This is a genomic window from Azospirillum brasilense (assembly GCF_003349955.1).
Lineage (GTDB): Bacteria > Pseudomonadota > Alphaproteobacteria > Azospirillales > Azospirillaceae > Azospirillum > Azospirillum brasilense_B.
On record NZ_QLKQ01000012.1, the window covers coordinates 75433 to 90537 of the forward strand.

Sequence of the window (15105 nt, forward strand, 5' to 3'; positions counted from 1 at the left end):
CATAGCCCTCTCCCCTCTGGGGAGAGGGTGGCCCGAAGGGCCGGTGAGGGGGTTGCGCGCGATGGTACGTCCGGCAAAAGCTCAACCCCCTCACCCTAACCCTCTCCCCAGAGGGGAGAGGGGATTGGGAATGCCGATTTTTGCGTGAACCGAGATGATCGCCTCCAGCACCCCGTCCTCCGCCGCCACCGACACCCGCCTGGGCATCCTGCTGATGCTGCTGGGCATGTCGCTGTTCACCGTCAACGACGCGCTCGGCAAATGGCTGGTCGCCGACTACCCGGTGGCGATGCTGCTGGCCATCCGCAGCCTGTTCGGCGCGATGCTGCTGGCCCCGCTGATCCTGCGCGAGGGGGTGCGGTCGGTCTTCGCGGTGAAGCGGCTGCCGTTGCATCTTCTGCGCGTCGGCTGCGTGGCGGGGGAGGTCGCGTGCTTCTACTGGGCGGTGCGGTCGCTGCCGCTCGCCAACGTCATGACCATCTACATGGCCGCTCCGCTGATCGTCACCGCCCTGTCGGTGCCGCTGCTCGGCGAGAAGGTGGGCTGGCGCCGCTGGGCGGCGGTGGTGGTCGGCTTCGCCGGGGTGGTGATCGTGCTGAACCCGACGGGCCAGTTCGACGCGGTGCCGTCGCTGGTCGCCCTGTTCGGCACGCTGGTCTTCTCCACCGGCCTGATCTCGACCCGGCTGCTGCGCGATTCGAGCAACTTGTCGCTGGTCAGCTTCCAGACCTTCGGCACCGGCCTGCTCGGCAGTGCGGCGCTGCCGCTGGTCTGGGTGCCGCCGCCGGGGCTGGACTTCCTGCTGCTGGGGGCGCTGGGCGTCACGGCGCTGGTGGGGCACGCGGCGATGAACCGCTCGCTCCAACTCAGCCCGGCGGCGGTGGTGGTGCCGTTCCAATATGTGTCGATCATCTGGGCGGTGGTGCTGGACCTGCTGGTCTGGGGCACGGCGCCGACCCTGCGCATCATCGTCGGCGCGCTGCTCATCATCGGCAGCGGCCTGTTCGTCTTCCACCGCGAGCAGGCGCTGAACCGCGGTGCGGCGGCGGAGGCCAACGCCAGCGGCGGCCCCGGCGCTTAAAAAGGGAAAAAGCGCGGCTCCAGCCGGACGGTGACGGCCTCCACCGGAGTCCAGCCGAGGCGCGCGATCACCGCGTTCGACTCCACGGCGCGGCGGCCCGGCCCCAGCGACCATGTGACGTGGTAGGTGCCGCCGCCGGGCCGCTCGGTCGTCCCGGCGATGGCGACGACCAGCGCCTGAACGCCCTCCCCATCGTCGGCCAGCCCCAGGACCGTTCCCTCACGCTCCGCGGGCAACGGATGTCGTGCCCCGACGCCGTGGGCCAGCGTGACGTGATGGGCGACGGTGCGGGCGTAGCGCGCCGGGAACCGCGCCAGCAGGCGGGCGCGTTCGGCCTCGGGCAGCGCCCAGCCGACATAGCCTCCGCGACGCGTCATGCGATCTTCCCGGTCCCCCTCAGCGGCGGCCACCCCTCAGGATGTCGTCCATGATCTGGTTGGCCTCCGCCGGTCCGGCAATCAGCTCGATCATGCGGATGGCGGTGTAGCCGGTCCGCGCGTCGCCGACGCCGTCGGCCAGCGATTGCCGCGCCGTTCCGGTCAGCGAGGCGGTGGCCTGCTGGGTCACGCTCTTCAGCTCGCCGCGCAGGCCCAGCGTGTCGGCGATGGTCGAGCATTTGCGCAGGGCGCGGGCCTGGTTCTCGGCCTGCGCCATCCGGGCGGTGTCGGTGCCGGGGACCAGCGTCTCCACCGCGGAGAGGATTTCGGCGTCCGCCCCGTCAAGGACCTGGGTGCGCACCAGCTCGTGCACGGAGTTGCGGATGGTCTTCAGCCGCTGGTCGAAGTCCTTGTTGCGGCTGTGCTCCATGGCGTTGCGCGTGGCCTCCAGGCTGGCCACCAGATCGACCGCGAGGGTGGCGGCGGCCATGCGATCCACCGTGCCGCCGGAGGCCGAGGCGACGCCGCGCGACCGCTCCTCGATCTGCGCCACCACCGTGCCGCTGAGGTCCAGGAACAGGGCGGCGCGGTCGCTGGACTTCTGGCCCAGATCCATGTCCCACAGACTGCCCAGCAGGATCGACGGGTCGGACAGGCGGGCCGCGGCCAGCAGGATGAACAGCTTCAGCGCCTCCGGGCGCCCACGCGCGACCTGCCGTCCGATGGCCTGGATGCCGTCCAGATGGTCCTTGTGCAGCTTCTGGACCGGCTTGGGCGACAGGACGGCCTTCAGCTCGGCCACCGGCTGGGCGATCGTCAGGATGCGGGCGATGTCCTCGATGGTGCGGGCGCGGTCGGGGTTCAGGCGCAGCCCCAGCTCGTCCGCGAAGCGCCCCGTCTCCGTCTGCTCCCGGATGTCGGCCACGGCGGCGGCGGCCATCGACCAGAAGGCGCGGGCCTTCTCCGCCTGCTGGGCGCCGCCCGCGGCGTTTCCGGGCCCGCCCAGAGCCGCATCGACGCTGCGCAGCCGCTCCTTGCCGATCTGGCCCTCGACCAGCGGCCACAGGGCGTTGACCACCCCGCGGTCCAGCTTGTTCAGCGGAGCCGGCTGGTTGCCGCCGGGAAGTTGGAACAGGTCCTCGAACGGTTCGCAGAACAGCCGCTTGAAGGTTGCGCGCCGCTTGGGCCGCACCTCCGCCAGCCGTGGGCGGATCAGCGAGAAGGTGTGCTGCACCTCGGGGTGGTCGCCGATCTGCTGGAGCAGGTCGACCACCTGCCGGAAGCGGGCCTCGTCGATGTCGAGAAGCTTGGTGCCGAGGCTGAGGAGGGCTTTGGGATCGGTGATCATGGGTCAGGCCGCCTTCGCCTTGATCGCCTCGATCCGCATCACGAGGTCCATGTCGAGCTGGCCGCTGCGCCAGTCCACATAGGCGCGCACCGTGCGGCGGTTCGAGGCCAGAAGCCGGTCGGCCAGCAGGGCGTGGTCGGACTTCTCCTCGTTCTTGGGCAGCAGAGGCAGCACGCGGAACAGCTCGTGCACGGTCATGTCCTGCTCGTGCTTGCTCCGGGTCTGGGCCTCCGCCCAGCTCGTGATGATGAAGTCCCAGCCGTCGAGCAGCCAGGACAGCCGTGTGGTCGACCTCCGCACCAGCGTGCGCTTGGTGTCCCACTGGCGCAGCAGCGTTTCAAAAGCGGCGACCGACTGGTCGAGCTGGTTCACCACGTTGCGGACCTGGTTGAGCGTGTGCTCCGCCACCTCCGCGCAGAAGGTGCCGATGGGGGCGGCCTCCGACACGCTGCCGTTCGCCCAGTCGGTCATGCTGTCGCGGAACTGCAGCAGGTCGCGCGCCAGACGGCGCAGCCGCGCCGGCTTGGGCGAGGTGGCGATGCCCACCGGCTCCATGAAGGTCGCCAGCTCGGCCACGCGCGCGTAGAGTTCGGTCGGCTCCAGGGCGAGGCTCTGCGCCGCCTTGGTCATGTAGCTGCGGGTCAGCTGCTCGCCCTTCTCGGAGCCGAGGCCGGCGCGCAGGATGTCCGTCGATTCCAGCCCGACCGCCTTCAGCACCTCGACGATGAGTTGGTAGTTGATGAGCAGCCGCTGCTCGTCCTCGTCGCGAAGCGCGGCTTCGGCCGACTCCACGGCCAGCGGCCCGGCAAGGCCGCAGCGCGCCGCCTGGAGCACCGCCTTGCGGATGTCGTCCGGCGAGCAGCCGTCCGCCTTGCGGATCAGGTCCTGCAACATGCGGTCGTGGACGGTCATCGGGAAGGCGGCCGGCAGCCCCTTCCACGGCACCACATAGACCCCATGCCCGTCCGACAGGTTGGGGATCAGAACCTCCAGCTTGTCCCGGTCGTCCTTGCGCACCCGCGTTTGCGCCAGCACCGGGGTGGTGAAGGCCACGGCGGCACCGCGCTCCTCGAAGGTGGAGGGGGCAAAATTCGTAAGTGAACGCATAGTTCTCGGATCGGGAGGGAAGTGGAAAGCCGCGCGGTACCACCCGTAGCATGATTCGCTCAATTTTTCGTTAAATCCGCACAAGATCGTCCCTTCGTCTGCCCTTTGGAGGTAAGGCGTCACACCGCCGGTCATTTGCCCGTTATTCAGCCACAGGGTGCGGTGCGGGCAGACAGGGGGGCGCGGCGGATGGCCGTGGTGAAATGGATTGGCTACGGCCTGATGGGGCTGGTGGTAACCGTGGCGGCGGGCATTGGCATCGCCTTGGCCGTCTTCGACTGGAACGACGCCCGCGGCTTCATCGCCCGGCAGGCGTCGAAGGCGCTCAACCGCGAGGTCGCCATCGACGGCGATCTCAACGTCCGGTTGGGGGACCCGCTGCGCATCCGTGTCGAGGGGCTTCGGGTCGCCAACGCGGAGTGGGGCGACGACCGGACGATGGCGGAACTGCGGGTGCTGGACCTTCAGCTTCGTCCCTGGCCGCTGCTGCGCGGCGACTTCGAATTTCCGGAGATCCGCCTCACCGGTCCCAAGCTGCTTCTGGAGAAGAACCGGGAGGGTGCGGCGAACTGGGATTTCGGCGGGCCGGACCCGCGCAAGGAGGCGGCGAAGGAGACGGTGAAGCCGGAAGACCGCACCGACCTGCCGATCATCGAGACGCTGGTGGTCGAGGATGGGCGCCTGCGCTTCCGCGACCCCATCCGCAAGATCGACATCGACAGCGGCATCAACACCGCGGTCGGCGGCAACGGCGACCAGGAGGTCCGGCTGGACGGCAAGGGCGACTTCGCCGGCAAGCCCTTCACCCTGACGGCGGCCGGCGGCTCGCTGGAGTATCTGCGCGACGATCCCAAGCCCTACCCGCTGCGCGTCGAAACCGCCATCGGCAAGACGCGCGGCAAGATCGAGGGCTCGATCGCCGAGCCGGTCCTGCTCCAGGGCGTCGACCTGTCGGTGGAACTGCGCGGCGACGATCTGGCCGACGTCTTCCCGATCCTGGGCATTCCCGTGCCGACGACGCGCCCCTACGCCATCTCCGGCCATCTCGGCCGGGAGGGGGATGTGTGGCGGTTCGAGGGGCTGAACGGCAAGGTCGGCGAGAGCGACCTGTCCGGTCAGGTCGCGGTGGATCTGGGCGGTGAGCGTCCGCGGATCACCGGCGACCTCACGTCGCGCAAGCTGGCGGCGATCGATCTGGCGGGCTTCATCGGCGCCTCGCCGGAAGGCCGCGGCGACTACCCGACCAAGGGGCGGGAGCGGATCATCCCGGCCACCGAGGTTCCGCTGGAGAAGCTGCGCACCGCCGACATGGACGTCAAATTCCGTGGCGAGCATGTGGAGGCGCCCTTCTCCACGCTGGACGCGCTCGACGCGCGGGCCAAGCTGGAGAACGGGCGGCTGGTGCTCGACCCGCTGTCGCTCGGCGTCGGCGGCGGGCGGGTCGCCGGGACGGCGGTGCTCGACGGAAGCCGCAAGACCCCGGCGCTCGACGTGAATCTGGACGTCCGGCAGATCAAGCTGGCCCGGCTGTTCCGCGAGACGGCCTTCGCGCAGGAGATGGGCGGCACGGCCAGCGGGCGCATCCAGCTCAAGGGGCAGGGCACCACGGTCGCCAACATCCTGGGGTCTTCCGACGGCAAGCTGGGCGTTGCGGTGGACGGCGGCCGGATCACCAGCTACGCGGTGAAGGGACTGAAAACCAACATCCTGGAAACGCTGGGGGTGGTGCTGTCCGGCGACAAGCCCTTGCCCTTCAACTGCCTGGTCGCCGACGTGACGGTGAAGGACGGGCTGGTGGAGAGCCGCGCCCTGGTGCTCGACACGCCGGAAACGCTGGTGACGGCGGACGGCACGATCAACCTGCGCAGCGAGGCGATGGACATGACCGTGCTGGGCCGCGCCAAGAGTCCCCAGATCTTCGCCACCCATGTCCCGGTCCATGTCCGCGGCACGCTGGGCGCGCCGGACATCGGGGTGAACGCGACGGAGTCGGCGGCGCGCGGCGCCGCGGCGGTGGCGCTCGGCGTCCTGCTGACGCCGCTGGCCAGCGTCCTGCCTTTTCTTGACCCAGGCAGTAACGAGCAGCCACACTGCGGCGAACTCGTCCGGAACGCCCGGTCCCCGTCGAACTCCAGCACCGGTTCCAGCGGGACCGGCAAGGGGCGCGACGCGGCGCCATCGGGCTCCCCGTCCGGCAAATCGCAGTAACGACGCACCAACAATTCCCAAAAAAGGGCTGCATGACGCTCGACCAGGGACTCGCCTTCGGCATCATCGGCGCGGTGATCGCGCTGCTGATCTGGGACAAGCTGCGCTACGATCTCGTCGCCATGCTGGCGCTGCTGGCGGCGGTGGCCGTCGGGATCGTCAAGCCAAAGGACGCCTTCAGCGGCTTCTCCGACGACATCGTCATCATCGTCGGCTCGGCGCTGGTGGTCAGCGCGGCGGTCGGCCGCTCCGGCATCGTCGAGGAGGTGATGCGCCCCCTCAGCGCCCGCATGAAGACCGTGCCGGCGCAGATCATCGTGCTGACCGGGGCGGTGACCCTGCTGTCGGCGGTGGTCAAGAACATCGGGGCGCTCGCCATCTTCATGCCCATCGCCATGCAGGTGGCGCGGCGCAACGGGACGAAGGTGTCGTCGCTGCTGATGCCGATGGCCTTCGGCTCGCTGCTGGGCGGGCTGATGACGCTGGTCGGCACCTCCCCCAACATCATCGTCAGCCGCCTGCGCAACGAGATGGTCGGCGAACCCTTCACCATGTTCGACTTCACACCGGTCGGCCTGACCATCGCGGTGGCGGGGGTGGCCTTCCTGACGGTCGGCTACCGCCTGCTGCCCACCGGCCGGCAGGCGGCGTCGGGCAGCGCCGGAGGCTTCTCCATCGACGACTACACGGCGGAGGCGCTGCTGCCGGAGAAGTCACCCTTCGTCGGCAAGACGGTCGCCGACCTGGAGGCCTATGGCGAGGGCGACGTGACGGTCGCGGCAATCATCCGCGGGCGGCACCGCCGCCACATCCCGTCCGGCCACTGGGTGCTTCTGGCGGGCGACGTGCTGGTTCTGGAGGCCGACACCCAGGCGCTGGGCGACCTCGTGAAGCACGCCGGCCTGGAGCTGATGCACGAGAAGGAGCTGGAGGGGGTGCAGAGCGACGAGGATCTGGCGGTCCTCGAAGCGGTGGTGGAGCCGCGCTCCCCGCTGATCGGCAGCAATGTGGAGGATGTCGAGCTGCGCGAGCGCTACGGTGCCAACCTGCTGGCGCTCAGCCGGCGCGGTCGGCCGATCCGCCAGAGGCTGCGCCGCGTCCGTTTCCAGCCCGGCGATCTGGTGGTTCTCCAGGCGCGGGCGGCGGGGCTGTCGGACACGCTGAACGAATTGGGCTGCCTGCCGCTGGCGGAGCGCAACCTGTCCATCGGGCGGCGGCGCAAGCGGCGGATCGCGCTGGCGGTGATGGCGGTGACCATCGGGCTGGTGGCGACCAGCCTCGTCCCGGTGACGCTGGCCTTCTTCGGCGCCGCGGTCGCCATGACGGCGCTGCGGGTCATCACGCTGAAGGAAGCTTATGAGTCGATCGAGTGGCCGATCCTGGTGCTGCTGGGCGCCCTCATCCCGGTCAGCGAGGCGTTGCGCACCACCGGCGGGACGGAGCTGATCGCCGGCTGGCTGTCCGTCGCGGCGCAGGGGATGCCGCCCATCGGCGCGCTGGCTATGATGCTGGTGGCGGCGATGGCGGTGACGCCCTTCCTCAACAACGCGGCCACCGTGCTGGTGATGGCCCCCATCGCCGCCAGCCTCGCCAACCATCTCGGCCTGCGGCCCGACGCCTTCCTGATGGCGGTGGCGGTGGGGGCGGGCTGCGACTTCCTCACCCCCATCGGGCACCAGTGCAACACGCTGGTCATGGGGCCGGGCGGCTACCGCTTCAGCGACTACGCACGGCTTGGTTTGCCGCTGTCGCTGATCGTCATCGTGCTGGGGACGACGGCGATCGCGCTGTTCTGGCCCCTGATGCCGCATTGACCCCGGACGTCAGTCCCAGGCGGGCGCCAGACCGTCCGGGCTGACGATCCGCCCGTCGGGGCGGGCGAGGCCGTGGATGGCCGCCATGTCCGCCTCCGACAGCGCGAAGTCGAAGACGGCGAGATTCTCGGCGGCGCGCTTTTCGCCGACCGTCTTCGACAGGGCGATCACCCCCTCCTGCTGGACCAGCCAGCGCAGGACCACCTGGGCGGGGCTCCGGCCCAGCCGGGCGGCGATGTCGGTCAGCACCGGGTCCTTGAAGACCTTGCCGTCGGCCATGGCGTAATAGGCGGTGACCGACTGGCCGTGGCGGCGCGCCGCCTCCAGCATCACCGACTGGTCGAGATAGGGGTGGTACTCGATCTGGTTGGTCACGATCGGCGCCGTGCTGAGGCGCACGGACTCGTCCAGCAGCGTCCGGTTGAAGTTGCTGACGCCGATGTGGCGGGTCTTGCCGGCGGCCCGGACGGCGTTCAGCGACTCGATCTGCTCGGCGAGCGGCACGGCCTCGTTCGGCCAGTGGAGCAGCAGCAGGTCCACGTAATCGGTGCGCAGCTTCGCCAGACTCTCGTCCACCGAGCGGCGGAAGTCGTCGGCCTTGTAGTTGCTGACCCAGACCTTGGTGGTCAGGAAGACCTCGCCGCGCGGCAGGCCGGACGCCTTGATGGCCTCGCCGACCTCGCTCTCGTTGCCGTAGATCTGCGCGGTGTCGATGTGGCGGAAGCCGAGCTTCAGGACCTCCGGCACCATGCGCAGCACGTCGGGGCCGCTCATGCGGAAGGTGCCGAAGCCGAGGGCGGGGATGGAGGCGCCGTTGGCGCTCACGGTGTGCATTGGTCTCGATCCTCTCGAACGTGGATTTCTTATCTATGTAGTATCACGCCGGCTGGGCGACGGCCTCGCCGCGGCGCCCGTCCCTGCGGTCGAGCGCGCCGCTGAGCAGGGTCAGCGCCAGCCCACCCAGGACGAACAGCCCACCCACCCACGGTGTTGCCGCGAGGCCGAGGGGGCTGTCCACCACCCGCCCGCCGAAGAAGGCGCCGGCGGCGATGCCCAGGTTGAAGGCGGCGATGTTGAGGGCCGAGGCGACGTCCACCGCGCCCGGCGCGTGGCGCTGCGCCAGCTGCACGACGTAGAGCTGGAGCCCCGGCACGTTGGCGAAGGCCAGCGCGCCCATGCCGGCCAGGGTGACCTGCGCCGGGACCGGGCTGGAGGCGGTGAAGGTGAAGACGATCAGCACGACCGCCTGAAGGGCGAACAGCCAGGCCAGCGCGCGGACCGGGTTGCGGTTGGCGACTCTGCCGCCGACCATGTTGCCGACCGCGATGGCCGCTCCGTAGAGCACCAGCACGAGGCTGACCGTGCCGCTGGAGAAGCCGGTGATCGTCTCCAGGATCGGCGCCAGATAGGTGAAGGCGACGAAGGTCCCGCCATAGCCGAGCGCCGTGATGGCGAAGGCCAGCAGCAGGCGCGGCTTGGCCAGCACGCGGACCTGGGTGCCGAGGCCGGCGGCGGGCGGCTGGCTGAGCTTCGCCGGGACCAGCGCCGCGACGCCCAGCGCGCCGATCACGCCCAGGGCGGAGACCGCCAGGAAGGTCGCGCGCCAGCCGAAATGCTGGCCGATCCAGGTGCCCATCGGCACGCCGGTGACGATGGCGATGGTCAGGCCGGAGAACATCATGGCGATGGCCGAGGCCCGCTTGTTCTCCGGCACGAGGTCGGCGGCGATGGTCGCGCCGACCGAGAAGAAGACGCCGTGCGCGAAGGCGCTGAGCACGCGGGCGGCCAGCAGCGTCTCGTAATTGGGGCTGACACCGGCCAGCAGGTTGCCGGCGATGAACAGGCCCATCAGGCCGAGCAGCAGCGGCTTGCGCCGCAGCCGGCCGGTCAGCGCGGTCAGGACCGGGGCGCCGACGGTGACCCCCAGGGCGTAGACGCTGACCACCATGCCGGCCATCGGCAGGCTGACGTTGAGGTCGGTGGCGACGGTCGGCAGCAGGCCGACGATGACGAATTCCGTCGTCCCGATGGCGTAGGCGCTGATCGCCAGCGCCAGCAGTGCGAGTGGCATGACTGAAGGCTCCATCCATGCGAGCTGTGCAGGACGCATCAGATGCGCCAAAAGGAATGGATGCGGAATGCCGTCCGTTTTCGCATGATCGTGTCATTGAATGACAAGATCGGCGGAAGGGCACACCCGATGAGCGACAGCCGGGCCTGGGACATGAGGGTCTTCCTGCGCGTCGCGGCGCTGGGCAGCTTCAGCGCCGCCGGGCGTGAGGTCGGCATGACCCCGTCCTCCACCGCCAAGCTGGTGACCCGGCTGGAGGAACGGCTCGGCGTGCGGCTGGTCGAACGCTCCACCCGCCGGCTGCGCCTGACCGCGGAGGGCGAACTGTACCGCGAGCGGGCGGAGAGCCTCTTGGGCGACCTCGACGCCATGGAGGCGGAGGTGGCGGGCGGCGCCCGCTCGCCCACCGGCCTGATCCGCATCAGCGTGTCGGTGCCCTTCGGGCGGCATTGCCTGCTGCCGCTGCTGCCCGACTTCACGCTGGCCTATCCCGGCATCCGGCTGGACCTGACCCTGACCGACGAGGTGGTGGACCTCTACGCGGCGCGGACCGACGTGGCCTTCCGCGCCGGGCGGCTGTCCGACTCGGCGCTGCTGGCGGTGCGGCTGGGCGACGTGCGGCGGCGCATCGTGGCCGCGCCGGATTACCTGGAGCGCAAGGGCCGGCCGGAGAGCGCCGCCGACCTGGAGCGCCACGACTGCCTGGGCTTCAACTTCCGCCGTGCCGCCGCGGTCTGGCCACTGAAGTCCGGCGGGCGGCTGATCGACCGCGAGATCGACACGCGCATCGTCGCCAACAACGGCGAGACGGTGCGCCACATGGCCCTGCTCGGCCTCGGTCTGGCCCGGCTGGCCGAATACCACATCCGCCCCGACCTCGCCGCCGGGCGGCTGGTCAGCGTGCTCGACGAGGTGCTGGTGGACCGCGAGGAGATCCACGCCGTCTACACCGGGCGGGAGCGGGTGCCGCACCGGGTCCGCGCCTTCCTCGACCACATGACGCCGCGGATGCGCGCATGCCTGCAATGACCGAGCAGCGGGGTGGGGCGTCTTGCCGAAATTAGATAGCAAAGCTATTAAATAGGCATGCAATCGAACGACCCGTCCATCCCCGCTCCCACCGCCGCCCCGAACTTTCCGTCCAACTTCGGCATCCACCTGTTCCGCGCCGCCCATCTGTGGCGGCGGGAAGCGAACAAGGTGCTGGCGGAGAGCGGCTTTTCCTCCTCCGTCATCTCGCCGTTGATGCTTCTGAACGAACTCGGCGACGGGATGCGTCAGCGCGAGCTGGCCGAGGAGATGGGGGTGGAGGGGCCGTCGCTGGTCCGGCTGCTTGACAGCCTGGAAGCCGCGAAGCTGGTCGAGCGCCGGGAGGCCCCGGACGACCGGCGGGCCAAGACCCTGCACCTGACGGACCAGGGCCGCGACCTGCTGGCCCGCGTCAACGCCGCGCTGAACGACGTGCGCCGCCGCCTGCTTGAGGGGGCTTCCGGCCCGGAGATCGCGGGGGCCGTGCGGGTCATGGCGGCGATTGAGTCGAACGCCCGAGCCATGAAGGGCTGACGGGGGTTCTACACAGCAGCGCGTCCCGCAGCGGCGGGATACGGAACGATCGCTCCCGGCCGGGCCGGTGGAGCGCAAGGACGAACCACGGTGAAACTCTTCTCCCTTCTCATTCGGATCACGGTCACGCTGGTCGTCACGCTGGGCGCCGTCGGCGGCGGCTGGTGGTTGTGGGACTACTACATGAACCAGCCCTGGACCCGCGACGGACGGGTGCGGGCCGACGTGGTGCAGGTGTCCTCCGACGTCGCCGGTCTGGTGACCGAGGTGCGGGTCATCGACAACCAGGCGATCCGCAAGGGCGACGTCCTGTTCGTCGTGGACCCCAGCCGCTACCGCCTCGCCGTCGATCAGGCCGAGGCCAATCTGGAAAGCGCGCGGGCCGAACTGTCCTTCCGCAAGGCCGAGGCCGACCGCTACGCGCAGCTCGGCAACAACGTCGTCTCCACCGCCCAGCGGCAGGAGGTCGCCTCCGCCCAGGCCAAGGCCGCCGCCGCCGCGCGCCAGATGGAGGCGGCGCTCGACCTCGCCCGCTTCAACCTGGAGCGGACGGAGGTGCGGGCGACCGTGGACGGCTTCGTCACCAACCTCCAGCTCAAGGCCGGCAACTACGTGACGGCGGGCCAGCCGGTGGTCGCGGTGATCGACCGGAATTCCTTCTACGTCGTCGGCTATTTCGAGGAGACCAAGCTGCCGCGCATCCGCGTCGGCGACCCGGTCCGCGTCACCATCATGGGCGAGCCCGAGCGGCTGACCGGACGGGTCGACAGCGTGACCCACGCCATCGTCGACCGCGACCGCACCGATGGCACGGGCCTGCTGCCCAACGTCAACCCGACCTTCAACTGGGTCCGTCTGGCCCAGCGCATCCCCGTGCGCGTCGCGCTGGAGCAGGTGCCCGATCCCCGCGACCTCGTCGCCGGGCGCACCGTGACCGTCGAGGTGGTGCGGGAGACCGAGCAGGGAGCGCCCGCCAAGCGGGTGGCCGGGCAATGAGGACTCCCGCCTTCACGCTGGTCTCACTCAACGAGGCGCTGTTCTCGGCCAAGGCCTTCGCGGCGGCCATGGCGGCGCTCTACATCGCCTTCTCCATGGGGCTGCCGCGGCCCTTCTGGGCGATGGCGACCGCCTACATCGTCTCCGGCCCGCTGTCGGGCGCGGTGCGGTCGAAGGCGGTCTTCCGCGTCGCCGGGACGGCGCTGGGCTGCGCCGGGGCCATCGCCCTGGTGCCGGCGCTTGCCGATTCGCCGGAGCTGCTGACCCTGGCGCTGGGGCTGTGGGTGGCGGTTTGTCTGTTCATCTCGCTGCTCGACCGCACGCCGCGCAGCTACCTGTTCATGCTGGCTGGTTACACCATCGGTCTGATCGGCTTTCCCGCGGTGACCGACCCGTCGACCATCTTCGACACCGGTCTGGCCCGCGTCGAGGAGATCCTGATCGGCATCCTCTGCGCCACCCTGGTGCACAGCGTGGTCTTCCCGCAGAGCGTCGGCCCGGCGCTGCTCGGCCGGCTGGACGCCACGCTGCGCGACGCCGAGCGCTGGACGCGCGAGGCCCTGTCGCGCGAGCGTGCGCCGGAGGGCGCGGCCAACGCCCAGGAGCGGCAGAAGCTGGCCCGCGACATCACCGAACTGCGCGTCATGGCGACCCATCTGCCCTACGACACGTCGGAGGTCCGCTGGATGACGCGGGCGGTGCGGGCGATGCAGGACCGCATGGCCTATCTGCTGCCGCTGACCGCGGGCATCGAGGACCGGCTGGACGCCCTGCGCGGCCAGTTGCCCGCCGAGGTCTCCACCCTGTTGGCCGATCTCGACCGCTGGGTGGCCAGCGAATCAGCCGGCGGCGGTGAGGAGGAGGGCGGCGCCGACTGTCTGCGCGCGGAGATCGCCCGGCTGTCCCCGGCCATCGGGGAGGGCACCGGCTGGAAGGAGGCGACGCTTCTCAATCTGCTGACCCGGCTGCGCTCGCTGGTGGACATCCATCAGGATTGCCGCGACCTGCGGGCGCACATCCGCGACGGCAAGGGCAGCCTGCCGGAGCGTCTCGACCCGCTGACCCGCCGCCGGTCGCGCGACGTCTTCCATCTCGACGCCGGCATGGCCCTGTGGTCGGGCTTCGCGGCGTTGCTCGGAATCGCGGTGGTCTGCGCCTTCTGGATCGGCACCGGCTGGTCGTCGGGATCGACGGCGGCGATGATGACGGCGGTCTTCTGCTGCTTCTTCGCCTCGCTGGACGACCCGGCGCCGGGCATCCGGCTGTTCCTGGTCTTCACCCTGCTGTCGGTGCCGCTGGCCGCCTTCTACCTGCTGGTCGTGCTGCCGTCCTTCGACAGCTTCCCCATGCTGGTGCTGGGCCTTGCCCCGACCTTCCTGACGCTGGGGGTCTTCATCGCCCGCCCGGCGACCATGGGCAAGGCGATGGCCCTGCTGATGGGGGTGGTCGGCTCGCTCAGCCTGCTCGACCTCGGGTCGGGAGACTTCGCCTCCTTCCTCAACAGCAACGTGGCCCAGGTGGTGGGCATCGCCACGGCGCTGCTGGTCACCCAGCTTTGCCGTTCGGTTGGCGCGGCCTGGAGCGCCCGGCGCCTGCTCCGCGCCGGCTGGAGCGAGATCGCGGGGATGACCGCCGCCCGCTCCGGCATTCCGGTGGGCAGCTTCGAGAACCGGATGCTCGACCGGGTGGGGCTGCTGTCCTCCCGTCTGGCGCTGGCCGGTCCGCAGCAGGATCTGGCGGCGGCGGACGCGGTGAACGACCTGCGGGTTGGGCTGAACATCGCGGAATTGCAGCGCGCCCGCCGCGCGCTGGGCGGTCCGGCGGCGCCCCATGTGGCGCGGCTGCTGGGGGCGGTGGGGCAGCATTTCCGCGGCCTGTCCAGCCGCCGCCTCGGCACGCCGCCGGCGGAGGTCCTGCCGATGATGGACGCCGCCCTCTCCAACCTGTCGGCCGAGCCGCGCTCGGCGGAGCGTGACCGGGCGGTGATCGCGCTGGCGGGCTTGCGCCGCGCGCTGTTCCCGCACCTGACCTTCGCTACCCCCGAATCTTCCAGCGACTCGCTCCGCGAACCGGTGACCGCATGATCGGCGAAATCGACATCTACGGGCTGTTCATCCCGCCGCTGCTGATCCTGGCGATCGCGGCGTGGTTCGTCTCGGGCCTGCTGCGGCGCGGTCTGCGGGCGGCGGGCTTCTACGGCTGGGTCTGGCACCCGCCACTGTTCGATCTGGCGCTCTATGTGCTGGTGCTGAGCGCGCTGACGGCGCTGACCGCGTGGTTGCGGTGAAGGGAAGAAGGTGGGTCGGGGCGCTTATTGTTATGGACTTCCCTCCGACGCCCCGAACCACCTATACCCATCCAAACCATAAGGTTTAGAGACGTATCGGTTACCGCTGATATAACAGTTTGTCAAGCGATGGGACGGTTGAGAATCGGGAAGATTTTATCCGGCTCTTAATAACCCTCTCTCCTCTGGGGAGAGGGTGGCCCGCAGGGCCTCTCGCGCTGGCTGAAAGCCAGCGCTGACGGCGGCAGGCGGA

Annotated in this window: 13 protein-coding genes; 8 read left to right on the forward strand and 5 right to left on the reverse strand. The window is 70.0% G+C overall.

Going from position 1 to position 15105, the window contains the following annotated elements; translation table 11 throughout:
• Positions 1–154 precede the first annotated feature (154 nt).
• Complete coding sequence (locus DXK32_RS07900; protein ID WP_114858005.1) at positions 155–1081, forward strand: DMT family transporter; 927 nt, start codon at positions 155–157, stop codon at positions 1079–1081.
• Here DXK32_RS07900 and DXK32_RS07905 read toward each other — a convergent pair.
• Genes DXK32_RS07905 through DXK32_RS07915 form a run of 3 tightly spaced genes read right to left on the reverse strand, consistent with a single transcriptional unit; the run spans position 1078 to position 3913 of the window.
• On the reverse strand, positions 1078–1458 hold the full coding sequence (locus DXK32_RS07905; RefSeq protein ID WP_114858006.1) for a hypothetical protein: 381 nt from the start codon (positions 1456–1458) through the stop codon (positions 1078–1080). The two genes, DXK32_RS07900 and DXK32_RS07905, sit on opposite strands and share 4 nt — an antisense overlap.
• A 19-nt stretch (positions 1459–1477) precedes the next feature.
• A complete protein-coding gene (locus tag DXK32_RS07910) occupies positions 1478–2806 on the reverse strand; it encodes a hypothetical protein (RefSeq protein WP_114858007.1) in 1329 nt (442 codons plus the stop codon).
• Positions 2807–2809: 3 nt separating this feature from the next.
• Positions 2810–3913, reverse strand: a complete 1104-nt coding sequence (locus tag DXK32_RS07915) for a hypothetical protein (RefSeq protein WP_205215669.1) — start codon at positions 3911–3913, stop codon at positions 2810–2812.
• A 189-nt stretch (positions 3914–4102) separates the two neighbouring features.
• Here DXK32_RS07915 and DXK32_RS07920 point away from each other — a divergent pair, with 189 nt between their 5' ends.
• Both DXK32_RS07920 and DXK32_RS07925 read left to right on the forward strand, forming a co-directional pair.
• Complete coding sequence (locus DXK32_RS07920) at positions 4103–6121, forward strand: AsmA family protein (protein WP_114858009.1); 2019 nt, start codon at positions 4103–4105, stop codon at positions 6119–6121.
• Between the two features lie 32 nt (positions 6122–6153).
• Positions 6154–7935: an SLC13 family permease gene (locus DXK32_RS07925; RefSeq protein WP_114858010.1), complete on the forward strand. Its 1782-nt coding sequence runs from the start codon at positions 6154–6156 to the stop codon at positions 7933–7935.
• 9 nt (positions 7936–7944) lie between these two features.
• Here DXK32_RS07925 and DXK32_RS07930 read toward each other — a convergent pair whose 3' ends face one another.
• On the reverse strand, positions 7945–8769 hold the full coding sequence (locus tag DXK32_RS07930) for an aldo/keto reductase (protein ID WP_114858011.1): 825 nt from the start codon (positions 8767–8769) through the stop codon (positions 7945–7947).
• A 43-nt stretch (positions 8770–8812) separates the two neighbouring features.
• Entirely contained in the window at positions 8813–10006 is a 1194-nt protein-coding gene (locus tag DXK32_RS07935) for an MFS transporter (RefSeq protein ID WP_114858012.1), read from the reverse strand.
• A gap of 129 nt (positions 10007–10135) precedes the next feature.
• On the opposite strand from DXK32_RS07935, the gene DXK32_RS07940 reads away from it, so the two are divergent.
• From DXK32_RS07940 to DXK32_RS07960, 5 genes are all read left to right on the forward strand, one after another.
• Positions 10136–11035: a LysR family transcriptional regulator gene (locus DXK32_RS07940; RefSeq protein ID WP_114858013.1), complete on the forward strand. Its 900-nt coding sequence runs from the start codon at positions 10136–10138 to the stop codon at positions 11033–11035.
• Positions 11036–11092: 57 nt separating this feature from the next.
• Entirely contained in the window at positions 11093–11569 is a 477-nt protein-coding gene (locus DXK32_RS07945; protein WP_114858014.1) for a MarR family winged helix-turn-helix transcriptional regulator, read from the forward strand.
• Between the two features lie 90 nt (positions 11570–11659).
• On the forward strand, positions 11660–12565 hold the full coding sequence (locus DXK32_RS07950) for an efflux RND transporter periplasmic adaptor subunit (protein WP_114858015.1): 906 nt from the start codon (positions 11660–11662) through the stop codon (positions 12563–12565).
• On the forward strand, positions 12562–14649 hold the full coding sequence (locus DXK32_RS07955; RefSeq protein WP_114858016.1) for an FUSC family protein: 2088 nt from the start codon (positions 12562–12564) through the stop codon (positions 14647–14649). The genes DXK32_RS07950 and DXK32_RS07955 overlap by 4 nt, the downstream gene beginning before the upstream one ends.
• Complete coding sequence (locus DXK32_RS07960; protein ID WP_035678363.1) at positions 14646–14852, forward strand: DUF1656 domain-containing protein; 207 nt, start codon at positions 14646–14648, stop codon at positions 14850–14852. The genes DXK32_RS07955 and DXK32_RS07960 overlap by 4 nt, the downstream gene beginning before the upstream one ends.
• The last annotated feature ends 253 nt before the right edge of the window (positions 14853–15105 follow it).

What these genes read in the sequence shown, in the direction of transcription:
- DXK32_RS07905 (WP_114858006.1), bottom strand. Translation starts at nt 1,458, where the DNA reads ATGACGCGTCGCGGAGGCTATGTCGGCTGGGCGCTGCCCGAGGCCGAA.
- DXK32_RS07945 (WP_114858014.1), top strand. Translation starts at nt 11,093, where the DNA reads ATGCAATCGAACGACCCGTCCATCCCCGCTCCCACCGCCGCCCCGAAC.
- DXK32_RS07955 (WP_114858016.1), top strand. Translation starts at nt 12,562, where the DNA reads ATGAGGACTCCCGCCTTCACGCTGGTCTCACTCAACGAGGCGCTGTTC.
- DXK32_RS07920 (WP_114858009.1), top strand. Translation starts at nt 4,103, where the DNA reads ATGGCCGTGGTGAAATGGATTGGCTACGGCCTGATGGGGCTGGTGGTA.
- DXK32_RS07915 (WP_205215669.1), bottom strand. Translation starts at nt 3,913, where the DNA reads ATGCGTTCACTTACGAATTTTGCCCCCTCCACCTTCGAGGAGCGCGGT.
- DXK32_RS07960 (WP_035678363.1), top strand. Translation starts at nt 14,646, where the DNA reads ATGATCGGCGAAATCGACATCTACGGGCTGTTCATCCCGCCGCTGCTG.
- DXK32_RS07940 (WP_114858013.1), top strand. Translation starts at nt 10,136, where the DNA reads ATGAGCGACAGCCGGGCCTGGGACATGAGGGTCTTCCTGCGCGTCGCG.
- DXK32_RS07935 (WP_114858012.1), bottom strand. Translation starts at nt 10,006, where the DNA reads ATGCCACTCGCACTGCTGGCGCTGGCGATCAGCGCCTACGCCATCGGG.
- DXK32_RS07925 (WP_114858010.1), top strand. Translation starts at nt 6,154, where the DNA reads ATGACGCTCGACCAGGGACTCGCCTTCGGCATCATCGGCGCGGTGATC.
- DXK32_RS07910 (WP_114858007.1), bottom strand. Translation starts at nt 2,806, where the DNA reads ATGATCACCGATCCCAAAGCCCTCCTCAGCCTCGGCACCAAGCTTCTC.
- DXK32_RS07930 (WP_114858011.1), bottom strand. Translation starts at nt 8,769, where the DNA reads ATGCACACCGTGAGCGCCAACGGCGCCTCCATCCCCGCCCTCGGCTTC.
- DXK32_RS07900 (WP_114858005.1), top strand. Translation starts at nt 155, where the DNA reads ATGATCGCCTCCAGCACCCCGTCCTCCGCCGCCACCGACACCCGCCTG.